The organism is Pseudomonas sp. AL10 (assembly GCF_029960685.1).
Classification (GTDB): domain Bacteria; phylum Pseudomonadota; class Gammaproteobacteria; order Pseudomonadales; family Pseudomonadaceae; genus Aquipseudomonas; species Aquipseudomonas lactis.
The window spans coordinates 1-16,779 of sequence record NZ_JASBQZ010000070.1 but is presented as its reverse complement, the minus strand read 5'-3'; the positions used below and the strand labels follow the sequence as shown (position 1 = coordinate 16,779).

Here is a 16,779-nt window from a genome sequence, read left to right as displayed (position 1 = left end):
ATCGCCGATGGTAGTGTGGGGTTTCCCCATGTGAGAGTAGGTCATCGTCAAGATTGAATTCCGAAACCCCTGTCTGCTAACGCAGACAGGGGTTTTGTCGTTTAGGGCGGCCCGTCACAGCCCATCTACGCGACACTTACCGCCTGTCGGTTTCCTACGCTAAAAGAAGATGCTTCTCACAAATTCCTAAGATTTGTCGAAGTTTGGCCGAAAGCCTGACGAGCCATGCGTGCACCGAAATAGAGCGACCGCAGAGTCCGCCTATCCCGTTACATGGAATGTTCCACTCGGCACGCTCACCCCCCTTTGGCAAAAGAAGTCGATGAAATGAATCTCAAGTTCAGTCATAAAATTCTGTTGGCCGCGTCAGGCGTCGTGGTTTTAGCCTTCGCGTTATTCACGCTCTACAACGACTACCTGCAGCGCAGCACCATCAGGCAAAACCTGACGTCGTCCATCCAGCAATCCGGCGAGCTCACTGCCAGCAGTGTGCAGAACTGGCTCAGTGGTCGCATCCTGGTTCTCGAGAACCTGGCGCAAAACGTTGCCCACCAGGGCAGCGCCGCCGATCTTCCTGGTTTGGTCGATCAACCAGCGCTTACCAGCAACTTCCAGTTCACCTATGTGGGACAAGCCAGCGGGGTATTCACCCAGCGCCCTGACGCGAAGATGCCTGACGACTACGACCCTCGTCAGCGCCCTTGGTACAAGCAAGCAGTACTCGCGGACAAAACCATGCTTACTCCGCCTTATATGGCGGCTGTGGGCGGTCAGATCGTGACAATTGCCATGCCGGTGAAAAAGAACGGCGAGTTGTTGGGTGTTGTCGGTGGTGACCTGAGCCTGCAGACACTGGTGAAGATCATCAACTCGGTAGACTTCGGTGGTATCGGCCATGCGTTTCTGGTCAGCGGCGATGGCCAGGTCATCGTCAGTCCGGACCAGGACCAGGTGATGAAGAACCTCAAGGACATCTACCCTGGCACCAACGTGCGCATTGAGAAGCTCAATCAGGACGTCGTACTCAAAGGACAGGATCGCATCCTCTCTTTCACGCCTATCAGCGGCTTGCCTGGCGCTGACTGGTACATAGGCCTGTCGATCGACAAAGAAAAAGCCTATGCCCCACTAGGCAAATTCCGCACTTCGGCCTTGATTGCGATGTTGATCGCCGTTGTGGCCATTGCGGTGCTCCTGAGCCTGTTGATTCAAGTACTGTTGCGCCCGCTGACCACCATGGGCGTGGCCATGCAGGACATTGCCCAAGGCGAAGGTGATTTGACCCGACGCCTGGACGTGACCAGCAAAGACGAGTTCGGTGAGGTCGGCAGCGCATTCAACCAGTTCGTCGAGCGAATCCACGCATCGATTTCCGAAGTGTCTTCGGCAACACGCCAGGTGCACGATTTGTCCCAGCGTGTGATGGCTTCATCGAATGCGTCGATCATCGGCTCTGACGAACAGAGCGCACGTACCAACAGCGTGGCTGCAGCCATCAACGAACTGGGTGCTGCCACCCAGGAAATCGCGCGTAACGCCGCTGATGCGTCCCAGCACGCCAGTGGTGCCAGCGAACAAGCTGACGATGGTCGTAAAGTGGTGGAGCAAACCATCCAGGCGATGTCTGAGTTGTCGCAAAAGATCAGCCTGTCTTGCACTCAGATCGAAACCCTCAATGCCAGTACCGATAACATCGGGCACATCCTGGATGTGATCAAAGGCATTTCCCAACAAACCAACCTGCTAGCCCTCAACGCGGCGATCGAAGCGGCCCGTGCTGGTGAAGCCGGGCGTGGTTTTGCCGTGGTGGCGGATGAAGTGCGTAATTTGGCGCACCGTACCCAGGAGTCGGCAGAAGAAATCCACAAGATGATCACCTCGCTGCAAGTGGGCTCTCGTGAAGCCGTGACCACCATGAACGCCAGCCAGGCTTCCAGCGAAGAAAGTGTTGAAGTCGCCAATCAGGCAGGTGAGCGCTTGGTCAGCGTGACGCAACGTATCGTTGAGATTGATGGCATGAACCAATCCGTTGCGGCCGCGACTGAAGAGCAGACCGCAGTGGTTGAAACCCTCAACGTCGATATCAACCAGATCAACCTCTTGAACCAGCAAGGTGTGGCCAACCTCAACGAAACGCTCAAGGACTGCGATGCGCTGTCCCAGCAGGCCAGCCGATTGAAGCAATTGGTCGATAGCTTCAAGATCTGATCCTGACTGCATCGGAGCGAGGCCACTCGCTCCGACTGCTTGGCCCTGCGTCCACGGTGCTATTCAGAGGAAGCTAATAGCGCTCAGATAGTCGCAGCCTTTGCGTAACAGCGCCTGGCTCTTGGGTGGATAGCACATCCCCATTTTTTCCAAGCCCCACCGGGCATTGTCGTAACGGATCATCGACGTGTCACCGATGTCTTCGCCCAGCCCGTCCAGATAAAAGCCCAGCACCCCGAACAGGGCGTTATCACGGCTCACTTTGCGCAACGCTCGTTGCCACTCTTCAACGCTGACTCGGTCAAAAACGTGCCCAGCCTCGCTGAAGGCATCGAGGTACTGATCCCAATTCAAGGGCTGCGGATTGTGCAAGTTGAACACGTTTCGCTCGGTGTCAAAATGAGCGCTATGGAAAGCGATGAAACGCGCCAGGAAGTCCACCGGCATCAGATCGAAATTGGCCTCCAGTCGCGGGACGAGCCCCAATTGCAGAGACCCCTTGAGCATCAACAGCAAGCGGTTTTTCTGTGGCTGACAAACACCGTTCTGGCTGTTGAAGCTGATATTCCCCGGACGATGAATATTAACCCAGGCCCCTTGCTCGACTGCTCGTCCTAATAGCCGCTCGGCGACCCACTTGGAAAGGTTGTAGCCATTTTTCACGTAGAGCGGCAGTGTGCGCCGGGCAGGCGTTTCAAGCACGTACCCATCGGCGTCCACGCTGCTGCAGGCTGAGAGCGTCGAGATGAAATTGAGGACCTTCTTGCAATGGGTCTCGCAAAGACGCAGGCACTCCAGCACCGGTTCGACGTTGTCCTTGGCGAGTGGGGCGTAATCCATCACATGATTGACCTGCGCGGCGTTATGCACCACCACGCCGTAATGGCGGGCCAGGTGCTCGTACACGTTATCGGCCAAGCCCAGGCGGGGTTTACGAATATCAGCGGCGTATACCTGCACTCGGCTCAGGTCCAGATCTTCCAAGCGGTATTCACGCAAAGCCTGGGCGAACCTTGCCGCCGCCGAATGGCCGGGTAACTCACGCACCAGGCACGCCACGTCCTGCGCGCCGCCAGCCAGCAGTGCCTGGACGATATGCACCCCGACAAAGCTGTTCGCCCCGGTGACGATGGCTTTGCGCGTGTCTCCCGCAAGGGCCGCGGGCAGCGTCTCGACCTCCAGTGCTCGCGTCGCGTCTTGCTCCATCTGGTTGGACCGGGTATCCGGCAGCGTGTCGCCATCCATGAGTGCGGCCAATGTGCGGATGGTCGGCGTCTCAAAAAAGGGGCTCAGGCAGAAGCTACGACCAAACTGCTCGCGCAGGCGTAGCAACAGGGTCGACAACAGGATGGAGTGGCCACCGAGGTTGAAAAAACTCTCATCGATCGAGAGGTCGCCAGCGGGTAATCCCAACAGTTCACCCCACAGGTCAGCCAGTTGTGCCTGCAAAGGGTCTTGTACGCGGCAGCGGCTCACCCCGACGGGTGTAGTTATTGGCATGGCCAGTAAGGCTTTGCGATCAATCTTGCCGTTATTCGAACGGGGCATGCCTGCCAGCTCGCTCCAAGCGCTTGGCTGCATGTGCACGGGCAACCATTGCCGAGCGTATTCCTTCAGGCTTGCCAGCGTAGCGCCAGGTTCTGGCTGGGCGACAAACCCGATGATTCTGTGTGCCGCATCGATCACCACTGCCACTTGGCGAAACAAGCGACTATCGCGCAAGCACTGTTCAATATCCCGAGGCTGAACTCGAAACCCGCGGATCTTGACTTGCTCATCCCGACGGCCGCCCAGCTCGATGCCTACTTGCGTCCATTTCGCCAAGTCGCCGCTGCGATAAGCCTGCAGCACTTGCCCATTGGGCAGTGTCAGTGCCACGAACGGATTGTCGGCCAGGGACGGTGTATTCGAATAACCCAGGCTTACTCCGGGACCGACAATGTACAAGTCGCCCATTACCTGTTCATCCACGGGCTGCAGGTTCTCGTCGAGAATCAGCACCTGGCTGTTGGCGATGGGAAGTCCGACATTGCGATGGCTGTCGCCCCGTTGGAATACTCGATGGGTCGCCAGCACAGTGGCCTCGGTCGGCCCATAGAGGTTATGTAACTGGCATTGATCGGCCAGTTGTTCGATCACGCAGGGCTCGCAGAAATCACCTCCGGTCAGCAGATGGGTCATGCCCAATGGCTGATCCAGCGGCAGGATACTGAGCAGCGCCGGTGGCACGAACCCATGCGTGACGCGTTGCTGGCGAATCAGCTCTAGCAGTTGCTGAGGGTCGTGACGTTGGTCTGGGGTGGGGACGATCAACTCGGCGCCGGCGACCAAGGTCGGGAAAATATCGATCAGTGACGAATCGAAGCCCAGCGGCGAAAACTGCAGGACGCGGCTGTGTTGATCCAACGCCACGCAACTGACGAGCCAGGCCGTGAAATGCGCCAGGTTGTATTGGCTCAGCAGTACCCCCTTAGGCTGGCCCGTCGTACCCGAGGTGAACAGTGCCACGCACGGCTCGTCGGCACGGGGATGACGGCGCATCAGCGGTTGCGTCATGTCGGCGCTGTGCGCGGCAACCTGGCTCACATCAAGTGAAACGAAACGCTCTCGCAATGGGTGCTGGCCATTCTCCAGCAGCACACAGGCCTTGAGGCTGGTCAGCATGCAGTGCTGGCGTTGCTCCGGGTGGTCAGGCACCAGCGGCAAATACACGGCGCCACAGCCAAGCACCGCGAGAATGCTGGCGTACAACTCGGCGGATTTCTCCAGGCATACGCCGACCACTTGTGGAGCCTCGGCATCCTCCAGCAAGGGAAGCAGGCGTTGTTGAATAGCCATGGCTTGTTGCTGGAGCTGCCGATAAGTCAGCGCATGACCGGCGGTGTTCAGCACTGTTCGATGTGCGAAGGTATTGAGGCTGGCCTGCAGCCGTTCGATCATGGGCGTTCGGGCCGCGTGCAGTAAGGCAGAGTCCGCCGTGTGGTTGAACCGGTGCATGAAAGCCAAGGCATCCAGCTCTTGCAGACTCTGTTCAGGCCAGGCGTTAGCAGTGGCCGTTGCCGAGAAATAAGCGGGATCTCTAGAGAAACCGCAGACCAACAAAGCAGCGCATTCCACCAATGCATCCGTTGCCTGCTGGCGCAACCGCTGCCCATTGCCGCTGGGCTCCTGGGCAACGTCTTGCACAGCTAGCAGGCGCCGCTCGCGGTCATAGCAGCGCAACTGCAGTAAGGGCAGCCCGTGTTCGCAGAGCGGGCCGATACCCACGCGCAAGCTTAACCAAGGCGCACTGGTGGGCGAGGGCGGCAGCGGCTGACTCCCGTCGTCAATCATCAGGTCGATAGACCCCGCTCCTGCCACATGCCCATATTGCTCCAGCTCCTGCTTGAGCGCCTCCAGAGCTTTACTGGTGCCACGCCACTCGATCTGCAAGCGCCTCATGCCAACTTCCTCGCTACGGGCAGGTAGTCGCTCAGGGCTCGTGCCACGCTAGGGGTTTGCAGGACACCGCTGTGGTGCAGAAAGCCCATGATATTGGTCACCAGCGGATGTTGATGGGTGATGGGAAAGTCCAGCGCCTGGATTTCATCGCGCAATGCCAGGCGAGCGTCGGCACTGATAACCAAGTGTTCGATCAGTTGCAGATCGAAGTCTTTTTGTAGGTCGTTGGTCAGGTAGTGCGTCAGGAACACGGGCAGGGCTTGGGCAATGTGGTCGCGATCTTGCGGGCTTGCCGACTGCCAGTAGAGACGCACCAACTGTGTCCAGAACCGCGCATGCCGCCCTTCATCAAACAGATGATCGGCCATCAGGCCGCGGACAGAAGATTTGACGCTGCCGTCTTTGGAAAATGCTGCGACGTCATGGGTGACGGTGTTCTCAGCGATGGCGACGCCGATCAACTCAACGGCATCGTGCAAACATACCGGTACCTGCGCCTGGGCTGCCGGCAGCGCGCGGCCCAATTCAATTTGCCCGGGTAGATCAAGCGGTTGGATTCCGGTCATCTCCACGGCTTGCTGCAGAAAATCCAGCGCGACCAGCGCGTGGTAATCCTCGTCGACAACGACTGTCATCGCGTCGTAGCGGCAGGCGAGCGGGAAGGGCAGGGAGAAGCGATTTTTAGCGATGCTGCGCGCGGTTTTGTCGACGATCTCGGTTTCGAAAATCACCACGTCATTGATGAATTTATAGAAGCTTTGCATCAGTACGAAGTCGCGCCATTGTGGGCAGTGCTTGAGAAAGGTTGCACTCAGCACCAGAGGCTGGCGGCACAGGGGGAAGATGAGTTTGTCGTCGTCTTCCAACATCCGCCGGGGGCGTGTGCGGATGGTTGCGCGACGCTCCCAGTCATCGGCAAAGGATTGGTAGTGGGCGGCGTTCACGGGCGTACCTCTTGCATCGAGGCCAGTACGTCGTCCCAGAGGGTTATACGACTCTCCACGGCGCCCAGGGCGGCGTTATCGGCCTGTCTCTGACGGCTGGGGTCTGCTTCGAACAGACGCTGTAGCAACTGATGCGCCGCAGGCCCGTGATCATCGCTGTCCATTTCGATATGGCGGCTGAGGTAGTGACATAACGTAGGGGCCTGCCGACCTATGAAAGCATGGCTATGCAAAAGCCTCTGGAACATAGACGGAATTACACTCTCGCGGCCATGCAGGAACGCCGCCGCCACACAGTGGGTCGGGGCGCTCAAGGCGATTTGTAAGGTGCTGTCGACGAAGCGGGCCACGCCCTGAGGCGCACCGATCATTTGCAACGCTGCGCTTACCTCCACTCCCTGGCTTTGCAACTCGATAAAGCGGGTGATTGCGACAGTGCTGGCGCCCACTTCCGTCATGGCGTCCAGGTACAGCTCGAAGTGGCTGCAATAGCCCCGTGTCGGGTGCTCGTCCGACTCTTCCGCCAATACGATTTCATTGATCAGGCGGGCAGCGTGCGGGTCAGCGCAGGGGAGCCAGGGCAGTTGCGTGCCGGTCAGGTCCTGTTGCAGACGTTTGGTCAGGCTCATGAAGTCCCACACAGCAAATACATGGTATTGCATAAAGTGTTGTAACTTGCCAAGAGTGGTTATTTCTATAAATAACGGGTGGCCGAACAGTTTTTGTTTTTTTTGCTCAAGTAAATATTGATGCATGTTGACGCCTATAGTTGTTGCGAGTGCTGTAAAAGCAGTGTTGGAATATTATAGTTGTGGATGTAAGAGTAACTTGGCCGCGACCACGCGCACGACGCTCCCTTTTAAATAGGCGGTCGCAGCGGTTTGTGAAAGCGGAGCTTGCTGGACGAAGATAATAAGCTGATTGAATGTTTGAACCGGTATACAAATGTATTAAAGGACTTTGCGGATGTTTATATGTGCGGTAAGTTGCCAGGTTGTAGGTGGGATTTTTCCGTGCGCTAAGTCGGCGTTAATTGTCCTTTAGTTGATTTTTTTAATATGTCTGACGGGGCAAAAATCCGGATAGGGAAGTTGCTCCGTCACGTAAGTATTAAGGGCTCAAGCGAAAAAAACCGACTACCCGGCTTTTTTGTCGGCGCTCTCAAGGCCCCTGAGGTAGGTCGCGATTACCTCCATGCCTCGCATCAAGTGGTTACGCAGCGTCAGGATGCTCTCCTCGACCTTCTTCTGCGCTACCAGGCTCAGCAGTTCGCGGTGATCCTCCTGGGAAGTCTCGCCCAGCCCCATCGCTTCAAGGTTGAAGCGCAGAAAGCGCTCCTCCTCATTCAATCCGTGCTCGACCAGAGTGAGTAGCCGCTGGTTGGGCGCCTTGCCGTACAACACCATGTGAAACAGGCGATTGAGCCGACCAATCTCGGTGTAGTCTTTTTCGCTTTCCAGTGCATTGATACAGGCCTCGGCTTGAGCAAGGTCCGCGTCGGTGAGCAACGGAATCGACAGGCGTAGGGCCTCGGACTCCAGCAGCATGCGCAAGGCATAGGTCTCAGCCGAATTGTCCTCGATCAGGGGGGCGACGACGGCACCCTTGTGAGTCACCACATGCAGTAAGGATTGCGCCTCCAGCTGGCGCAAGGCTTCGCGCACGGGCATGCGGCTGACGCCGAACAGGCTGGCCAGTTCTTGCTGGCGCATGGCGGTGCCACAGGGCAATCGCCCATCGAGGATGGCATTACGCAAGGTTTCTTCAATAACGGAGCGCGCAAGATGGGCGGGAATAGGCCCGCTGATTTTGATGCTGCTTAATGGGTTCGGCTTCTGCGTCACGGTTGCGCTATCCTCCCTTTTTGAATAATAGTTTGGCTAATTGGATCCAAAGAACACTAAAGATGGGCCAAGCGCTTGTCAAACAGCCAAAGTTTCCGTTTGTAAGGGCTTACACAGCATACTTTGTGTCTCTCACAAGCGGCGGTTATAAAAACGGGGCTCCCGCGAATGATTGCACTGTGCCATTGTTTTTTGTAGGGCCAGGCTTCACCATTCGTTGAAATTCCGTCTCTTTCATGGACTGAACACTTTGGCGGTAAGTTTTATTCCCTATCGACTGCTTTGCTGGCTTTTATCAGCAATTTTACTGGCTGGCCTGATGCTCGGCGGGCTACGTGCCGATTGGGATTTCTCGCAGATCAGCCGCAAGGCCACCGCCGTCTACGGGCCGTTGGGCCAAGGCCAGCAGCGTATCGACGCCTGGCAGCGGCTGTTGGCGAGCCAAAAACAGGTCAGCGAGCAGGAGCAGCTCAAGGTCGTCAATTTGTTCTTCAACAAGCAAATGACCTACGTGGAAGACATCGATCTCTGGCACGTTGTCGATTATTGGGAGACACCCGTCGAAGCACTCTGGAAAGGCGCCGGTGACTGCGAAGACTACGCCATCGCAAAGTATTTCAGTTTGCGTCATCTGGGGGTGTCCAGCGACAAACTGCGCATCACGTACGTCAAGGCCCTGCGGCAGAATCGAGCGCACATGGTCCTGACCTATTACTCGACCCCCGACGCCGTACCACTGGTGCTCGACAGCCTGATGGATGAGATCCTGCCGGCCACCCGTCGCACCGATCTGGTCCCGGTGTACTCATTCAACGCCGAGGGGCTGTACTTGCCCGGTGCCAAGGGCAACAAGAAAGTCGGTGATACCAAACGCCTGTCGCGCTGGCAGGATGTGTTGAGAAAAATGCGTGCGGAAGGCTTTCCAGCCGAGCCTGCCAACTAGGAGTAACTGATCGGATGTCTCTGTTCAAACAGCTATTGATCGCAATCTGTCTGTTCCTGGTGGTCGCCTTCAGCGGCAGCTTCATGGTCAGCCTGGAAAGCTCGCGCACCCAGTACGTCAACCAACTGCGCTCCCACGCCCAGGATGCCGCAACGGCGTTGGCGTTGTCGCTGACTCCGAATATCGACGACCCGGCCATGGTGGAGCTGCTGGTCAGCTCGATCTTCGACAGCGGTTACTACGCCAGCATCCGCGTCGTGGACCTGGCCACCGACAAAACCATCGTCGAGCGCAGCGGTATTCCCGACAACAACGGCGTGCCCAACTGGTTCGTCAAGCTGATCGGCCTGGAGCCGGCCGGTGGTGATGCGTTGGTCAGCCGTGGCTGGGAACAGGCCGCAAGGGTAGAAGTGGTCAGCCATCCGATGTTCGCCCTGGCCAAGCTCTGGCAAAGCGCCCTGGGCAGCCTGGGCTGGTTGCTGCTGTGCGGCGCGGTCAGTGTGGTGCTCGGTGGGCTGCTGCTGCGCCGGCAACTGAAGCCGTTGGACTATATGGTCAAGCAATCCCACGCCATTGCCCGCCGTGAGTTCCTCAGCCTGCCGGACCTGCCCCGCACGCCAGAGCTGCGGCGCGTGGTACAGGCCATGAACCAGATGGTGGAAAAGCTCAAGGCGCTCTTCCAGGAGCAGGCTGAGCGTAGCGAAAAGCTGCGCACCGAATCCTACCAGGACAACCTCACCGGCCTCGCCAACCGCCGTTATTTCGAGATGCAGCTCAACGCCCGCGTCAGTAACCCGGAAGAGACCAACTCTGGTTACCTTCTGTTGCTGCGGGTCAAGGACCTGGCTGGCCTCAACCAGCGCCTGGGCGGCCAGCGTACCGACCAGTTGCTGCAAGCGGTTGGCGAACAACTGCTGCGTCAGTGCGAGCCGTACCCGGAAACCCATAACCTCGTTACCCGTATTCGTGGCGGTGAGTTCGCCGTGCTGGCGCCAGGGTTGATGCGTGAAGAAGCGGTGCAACTGGCGCAAAACCTGGAAAGCACCTTGCTCAGCCTGCAAGCGACCGGTGCCAGCGACGTTACACCGGTCGCCTATATCGGCCTGGCACCGTTCAGCCATGGCGACGCGCCCCAAGCCCTGTTGACCCTGGCCGACCAGGCCCTGGCCCAGGCCCAAGCGCAGGGCGACACCAGTTGGGTGTGCCTGGACCGCAGCGCCGCCGCCAGTGTCGGTGACGATCACCATGCCTGGCATACCTTGTTGGACCAGGCCCTGACCCAGCAGCGCTTCCAGCTGTATTTCCAGCCGGTGGTGGCCAGCCAGGACCCACAGTTGGTCTTGCACTACAAAGTGCTGTCGCGCTTGCAAGACGAAGACGGCCACACCATACCGGCCGGGCGCTTCCTGCCTTGGCTTGAGCGCTTCGGTTGGTCGGCCCGCCTGGACCGCCTGATGCTGGAGCAGGTGCTCAAGCAGATGAGCAGCCACACCGAGAACCTGGCGCTGAACCTCTCGGCCGCGACCCTGCAGGACCCCCAGGCCCTGAACCGCATTTATGACCTGCTACGCCAGCACAGCAACCTGGGCCCGCGCCTCACCCTGGAGATCGGTGAAGAGCAATTGCCTGAGCAGCACGTGCTGGAACAGATGACCCAGCGCCTGCGCGAGCTGGGTTTCTCCCTCAGCCTGCAACGTTTCGGTGGGCGGTTCAGCATGATCGGTAACCTGGCGCGCCTGGGCCTGGCGTACCTGAAGATCGACGGCAGCTACATTCGCGCCATCGACCAGGAAAGTGACAAGCGCCTGTTTATCGAGGCCATCCAGCGAGCGGCCCATAGCATCGACCTGCCACTGATTGCCGAGCGTGTAGAGACCGAGGGCGAACTGAAGGTGATTCGTGAGATGGGGATTTTCGGCGTGCAGGGCCAACTGTTTGGCGAGCCCGCGCCCTGGAAATAATTTACCTGTAGGAGCGAGCTTGCTCGCGAAGATCGCCAACGATAACGCGCAAAGCCTGACACCCCGTGGCGATTTGAGTTTTTTCGCGAGCAAGCTCGCTCCTACAGTGCGTAGGAGCGGTTGGATTAAATCAATCCTTTCTCGTCATCATCGATCAACTGGCTCAACCCACCCAACGCTTCCCGCGCCTGGTTACGGTCCATCAACTTGGCCTGGGCTGCCGGCGGCAGGTCGGTCACGCTGATCACCCCCTTGCGGGTCAGCACCTGGATCAAGTCATCCAGCACCCGGATCATCTCCAAGTCGCTCTGTTTGAGCTGGGCCAGGCTGGTTTCCACCACTTCGTTGGCGTACCAGGCCTGTATCTCATGGTGATCGGCCGGCAGGGTTTCAGTGGATTCGGTAAAGGCAGCAGCCTCTACGCGAACCAGCGCGCCCTGTGCATCACGTTGCACGTAAAACATAACAACCCCTCGAAAATGCGCCACAGGCGTTCAACAGCATAGGTCAACGCGGCGTGTATGGGCGTGAGTATGCGATGCCCCGTCCGCCAGGGCCAGCCACCCGCAGGCCAAAAAAAACGGCCGCCTGAAAGGGCGGCCGATTAATCGTGTCTTAAGTGTGGTCGATCTTGATGGTCGGGTCGGCACCACTGATCAGCGAGTTGATGCTGGTGTGGGACCAGTCGTTGCCTTCCAGCTTGATCGTCACATCGGCATTGGCCAAGCCACCGGCGGCGTTGAGCTTGCCTTCACTGCTCACTTGCAGGGTCGACACGCCGTCTACCGTGGTGATCTTGAGGTAGTTGTCGATGGTGCTGTCGGTTTCACCTTTCAACAAATCGCGCAGATCGATGCGGTCGCCTTCCGAGGCCTTGAAGTCCTTGATCACATCGTTGCCGATGTCGCCAGACTTCCACACAAAGGTGTCGGCACCCGAGCCACCGATCAGGATGTCGTTGCCCTGGCCGCCAATCAACGTGTCGTTACCCGTGCCACCCAGCAGGATGTCATTGCCTTTGCCGCCATCGAGCGTGTCGTTGCCGCCTTGGCCGAACAAGATGTCATCGCCAGCGCCGCCCAACAGTGTGTCGCCGGCATCTTTGGCGCCGGAGACGTCGAAGTCCACATAGTGCTCGGTGACGTACTGGTGAACGTTAGAGGCAGTCACTGCCGAGACAGCCACGCCGGTCTTCTGTGCGACAAAGGCCTGCAGTGCGTTGTAACCCTCACCGTTGATCCCGCTGAAGCTCACCAGGTCGCCGAACAGGATGTCGTTGCCATCACCCCCGATGACGGTGTCTGCGCCAGGCAACGTCGCCTCGGTGTGGCCGAGGATCGCGTTGGCCAGGTCCTTCGGATCGATGTTGGCTTGCGGCTTGCCATCGCTGTCGTACGGAGCCAGCTGGTTCAAGCTGACCCCGCTGTTGAGGCCGATGGCTTCTACGCCACCTGTGGACAGGCCTTTGAGCAGTGCGAACGCGCTGTTGGAGTTGAGGGTGGTGGAGTAGTCGGTCTCGTACCCGAGGCCGCCTTGTACCGATATTTCATAGGTGCCATCCCCTTGGGCATGGATTGTTCCCGGGTTGGACTGCCCCCAGCCCCACCAGTTGTTGGTCCACAGGGTTACCTTGCCAGCAGAGTCGATATCAATTAAGTGACTCGAGTCGATGTTGATCCGGGTGGCGGTGCCTATGGTGTAGTTGTTCATGGTGACGACATCATCGAGCCTGACGTTGCCGTACAAGTACGGGTTGGTCTGCTCGGCCGCTTGGTAAAACGTCGGCTGGCCATCGGTGATGAAGTACGTTGTGTTGATTGCGTCTGTGTTGCCAGTCGCCTGGGCACTTTTGAAGAAGTTGGACGCGGCCTTGAACACATCTTCGTAGTTGGTCCCGCCGGTAGACACCATGGAATTCAGGACTTTCTGCAGCGAATCCAACGCACCTGGGTCTTTCAGGTTGACTGTCACCGTGCGATTGACCTGGTCACTGAAGTCCGCCAGGAAGATGTTCACGGTGCCAGAGGTGCTGGAGCCGATACTGTTTTTCAGCGAGTTGAACGTGGTGGTCAGCGAGGCTTTCGCCGCCGCTATCGAGCTCGCGCCCATACTGCCCGACGTATCGATCATGAACGCGATGTTGTAGTTCTTGCCCTGCACCACGTTCAGGCCGGCGACGTCGGCCACGACGATGTCGTTGCCATCGCTGCCATTGATGGTGTCGCTGCCTGAGGTGCCGGTGACCGGATTGTAGGTCGCCGGGTGCACCGTGACTGGCAACTGCGCGGTGGTAGTCGCCGAACCACCAATGCTTTCGGTGGAGGTCGAGGTGACCGTCAGGTTGAACTGGCCGCTGTAGTAGGTCGGCGGCTTGATGGTCAGGGTGTTCAGGTCCCAGCCGGTGACATTCACTTCGCCCACGGTTTTACCCGCGGTAAAGGTGTGCCCCGATGCGTCGGTAAGCACCGAGCCTGCCGGAATGCCGCTGATCTTCACGCTCAGGGTTTCGGAGCCGTCGGTGTCGGTCAGCGCGGTGGTGACCTTGGACAGTTTGACCGTCCCGTTCTCCTGGCCTTCGTTGAGCTTGTAGCCCACGTAGTAACCGTCGCCGTTGCTGCCATGCAGGTCGGATACGGTGACGCCGGCGTTGGTCAGGTCGGTAAGGCCGGTGTACAACGGCACGGTGCTGGTGCTCAGGTTCTGCACCGCCCCGCCGTTGATCGACAGGTTCACGTCGAAGCTGCCTGGGCCCGCCTGGTTGGCCTGGTAGATCTCAAGGCTGTAGTAACCGGTGGTGGTTGGCGTGAACGAGCCGCTGAACTTGCCGCTGTTGGTGCCCCACAAACCGCTGGCAACATCTTTACCGCCAACGTTGACCACCACGCTGTCATCGGCGATGCCGCTGAAGGTGTAGCTCTTGCCGGCTTCCATGTAGATCAGGCCGGAGATTTTTGAGCCAGAGCCGGCGGCGACGTTGTCGACAGACTCGACGTTGGTCACCACCGAGGTGTTGTTCGGCGTGCCCGCGTTATCGATGGCTTTTTTCAGCACGTCCGGTGCAGCGCCGTTGCCGTTGTTGCCGAGGCCGGCAATGCTGTTCCAGCCCTGTTTGACCAGGCCGGTGGAGGCAACGTTGTTGTCTGCCACGCTCAGGGTCGGCGCGTCGGCTACCGGCGTGATATCGACTTTCACCGTGGCGCTGGTACCCAGGTCCTTGCCATCGGTTGGTTGGAACTTGAACTGCGCGTAATCCGCCTGCTTGTTACCCACGCCAGTGCCGCCATAACCGTCGGCGCCGGACTCGTTGGCGTTCGGCGTAAAGCGCAGTTGGCCGCCATCGATCTGAGCCTTGGTAAAGGTCTGGCCGCTGGTCACGTTGGTCCAGGTGCTGCCGTCCGCCGCCAGGTATTGCAGCTTGCCGGCTACCGGCAGCTCGGTGATTTTCACCCCGAGGCTGGCTTGTGGCGAGTCCACATCGCTCACGCCGAAGTTGGCCCAGGTCAGGGCCAGCGCGGTGTCTTCCGTACCGGTCACGGCACCGCCAGTGGCCACTGGTGCATCGTTGACTGCTACCACGTTGACGGTGGTGGTAGCCACGTTGGAGTAGTTGCCGCCATCGGTCACCGTCACGGTGATGGTGCGCGGCGTGGTGCTCGGGTCGTGGCTGTTGTTGGTGAACGTGATGTTCTTGATCTGCTGCATGTAGTCGGCCAGCGTCGCGCTGCCGGACAACGTCAGGGTAATAGTGCCCGTCTGGTTGTTGGTGCTGACGCTGATGCCATTCACGCTATTGCCAAGATTGAGGGCATCACCGGCCTGTGCGTTGGTCAGCGTGACCGTCGCGCCCGTCAGCAGTGTGCTGTCTGGGTCAGTGATCTTGATATCCGTGTCGGCGATCGACACGCCCGGCCCGGCGGTACCCTCGGTAAACGTCGTCTTGTAATCAGCACCCGTGGCGCCGCTGGAGTTGTTGGCATCCAGGTCGATCACCGGCGGAGCATCGTTGTCGAGGATGTTGGTGGTGACAGTGCCTTTGTCGATCACCAGGTTCTCGAAGTTGCCTCCGGTGACCTTGTCGATGGTGATGACGATCTGTTCCGTAGGCTCGGTAATCTTGTCGTCGAGCGTGCGGATATCAAACGGCACACTGCTGGAGCCTGCCGGGATCTTCACGGTATACACGCCAGTGAAGTCCGAACCGTCAGTGGCGGTGCCGCTGTATTTGAGCGTCACGGTCACATCCGTTTGCGGCGGGTTGGTCAAGGTCAGGGTGTAGTGGGCGGTGCCACCTTCAGTGACCGAACCGTCGCCCGTAATGCTGATTTTGGTATCAGTCACTACATCCGTGACCTTGGTGACCGCGGGGCTGCCATCAACAATCAGATGCTCGTACTTGTCGCCACCGCTGACCACGCCGGTGATCTTGGCGCTGACATCATTGGCGCCGACATAAGCATCGTTCGGTGCGGTAGCCGTCGTGAAGCTGGTGGACTTGCCGCTGCCGATGGTGATTGTTGAGCCGTTATCCAGTCTTACCACCAGGTCGGAGCCCACGTTGTTCACGGCTGCGCCGTTCTTGTCGACCAGGGACGCGGTGTAGACGATCTGCCCGCCTTCGCTGACCGAGCCAGTGGCCTTGAGTACCACGGTCACGTCATCGATGGTGTCGTTGATGGTGGTCGTGGCGCCCGCAGGTGTGATGGTCACGCCCTCGAAATTGCCGCCGGTGGTGCCGGTGATCTTGACGGTCTGGGTGCTCTTGTCGATGAACACGTCATCGGTAGGCGCCGGGACGGTCACCGTGCCCACGGTCTCACCTTGCTTGATAGTGATGCTCGAACCGTTGTCGAGCTGGACCAGCATGTCGCTACCGGCCTTGTTGCTCAAGGTGGCGGTGTAGGTGATCTGGCCGCCTTCGTTGACCGCGGTCGGGGCAGTCAGGGTAACGGTGGTCAGGTCGGTGGAGCCTGGTGTGTCGGTGACGGTGGTGTTCACCGCCGTCGTGCCCGGCACCAGGTTCTCGAAGTGCTCGCCGCCGGTCACGCCTTTGATGGCGGTGGTGACGGTTTGGTCGCCTTTGTAGACATCGTCTGGCGCGATGGTGGTGATAGAACCGCTCGACTGGTTTACGCCAATAGTGATGGTCTGGCCGTTATCCAATGTCACGGTCAGCGGATTGGTGATGTTGGTCACCGGTGCGCCGTTCTTATCCACAAGGCTGGCGGTGTAGACGATATTGCCGCCTTCGCCGACGGTGGTAGTGGCGGTCAGGACCACATCGACCTTGTCGATAGTGTCGTTGATCGTAGTGGTCGCGCCGCTGCCTGCAACTTCCAGTTTTTCGAAGTTGCCGCCCGAAGCGTCGGTGATCTTGACGGTCTGAGTGCTCTTATCGATGAACACGTCATCGGTAGGCGCAGGCACGGTCACAGTACCGA

At 58.8% G+C, this 16,779-nt stretch carries 8 protein-coding genes and 1 pseudogene; 3 read left to right on the top strand and 6 right to left on the bottom strand.

Translation table 11 applies throughout. The features are described 5' to 3' along the window. Positions 1-327: 327 nt before the first annotated feature. On the top strand, positions 328-2,208 hold the full coding sequence (locus tag QK296_RS28270) for a methyl-accepting chemotaxis protein (RefSeq protein WP_034134475.1): 1,881 nt from the start codon (positions 328-330) through the stop codon (positions 2,206-2,208). 63 nt (positions 2,209-2,271) lie between these two features. On the opposite strand, the gene QK296_RS28265 is transcribed toward QK296_RS28270, so the two are convergent. From QK296_RS28265 to QK296_RS28250, 4 genes are all read right to left on the bottom strand, one after another. Then, on the bottom strand, positions 2,272-5,649 hold the full coding sequence (locus tag QK296_RS28265; protein WP_282392226.1) for an amino acid adenylation domain-containing protein: 3,378 nt from the start codon (positions 5,647-5,649) through the stop codon (positions 2,272-2,274). Beyond that, positions 5,646-6,593 (bottom strand): diiron oxygenase, encoded by a 948-nt coding sequence (locus tag QK296_RS28260; RefSeq protein WP_003187429.1) that lies wholly within the window; start codon positions 6,591-6,593, stop codon positions 5,646-5,648. The genes QK296_RS28265 and QK296_RS28260 overlap by 4 nt, the downstream gene beginning before the upstream one ends. Further along, positions 6,590-7,348 (bottom strand): DUF3050 domain-containing protein, encoded by a 759-nt coding sequence (locus QK296_RS28255; RefSeq protein ID WP_003187430.1) that lies wholly within the window; start codon positions 7,346-7,348, stop codon positions 6,590-6,592. Before QK296_RS28255 ends, QK296_RS28260 begins: the two co-directional genes overlap by 4 nt. A gap of 381 nt (positions 7,349-7,729) precedes the next feature. Continuing rightward, positions 7,730-8,437, bottom strand: a complete 708-nt coding sequence (locus QK296_RS28250) for a GntR family transcriptional regulator (RefSeq protein ID WP_003187432.1) — start codon at positions 8,435-8,437, stop codon at positions 7,730-7,732. Positions 8,438-8,687: 250 nt separating this feature from the next. Here QK296_RS28250 and lapG point away from each other — a divergent pair, with 250 nt between their 5' ends. Together lapG and lapD are read left to right on the top strand one after the other, a co-directional pair. Further along, the gene (lapG, locus tag QK296_RS28245) at positions 8,688-9,380 is read left to right on the top strand and encodes a cysteine protease LapG (protein ID WP_003187434.1); all 693 of its coding nucleotides are present in this window, start codon (positions 8,688-8,690) and stop codon (positions 9,378-9,380) included. A 14-nt stretch (positions 9,381-9,394) separates the two neighbouring features. Next, positions 9,395-11,341, top strand: a complete 1,947-nt coding sequence (gene lapD, locus QK296_RS28240) for a cyclic di-GMP receptor LapD (protein WP_057709486.1) — start codon at positions 9,395-9,397, stop codon at positions 11,339-11,341. A gap of 125 nt (positions 11,342-11,466) precedes the next feature. Here the strand turns inward: lapD and QK296_RS28235 are convergent, their stop codons facing one another. Next, entirely contained in the window at positions 11,467-11,805 is a 339-nt protein-coding gene (locus tag QK296_RS28235; protein WP_003187438.1) for a hypothetical protein, read from the bottom strand. A gap of 151 nt (positions 11,806-11,956) precedes the next feature. Then, positions 11,957-16,779 (bottom strand): annotated as a pseudogene (locus tag QK296_RS28230) (LapA family giant adhesin); the annotation flags it as partial.

What these genes read in the sequence shown, in the direction of transcription:
- QK296_RS28255 (WP_003187430.1), bottom strand. Translation starts at nt 7,348, where the DNA reads ATGCATCAATATTTACTTGAGCAAAAAAAACAAAAACTGTTCGGCCAC.
- QK296_RS28265 (WP_282392226.1), bottom strand. Translation starts at nt 5,649, where the DNA reads ATGAGGCGCTTGCAGATCGAGTGGCGTGGCACCAGTAAAGCTCTGGAG.
- lapD (WP_057709486.1), top strand. Translation starts at nt 9,395, where the DNA reads ATGTCTCTGTTCAAACAGCTATTGATCGCAATCTGTCTGTTCCTGGTG.
- QK296_RS28235 (WP_003187438.1), bottom strand. Translation starts at nt 11,805, where the DNA reads ATGTTTTACGTGCAACGTGATGCACAGGGCGCGCTGGTTCGCGTAGAG.
- QK296_RS28270 (WP_034134475.1), top strand. Translation starts at nt 328, where the DNA reads ATGAATCTCAAGTTCAGTCATAAAATTCTGTTGGCCGCGTCAGGCGTC.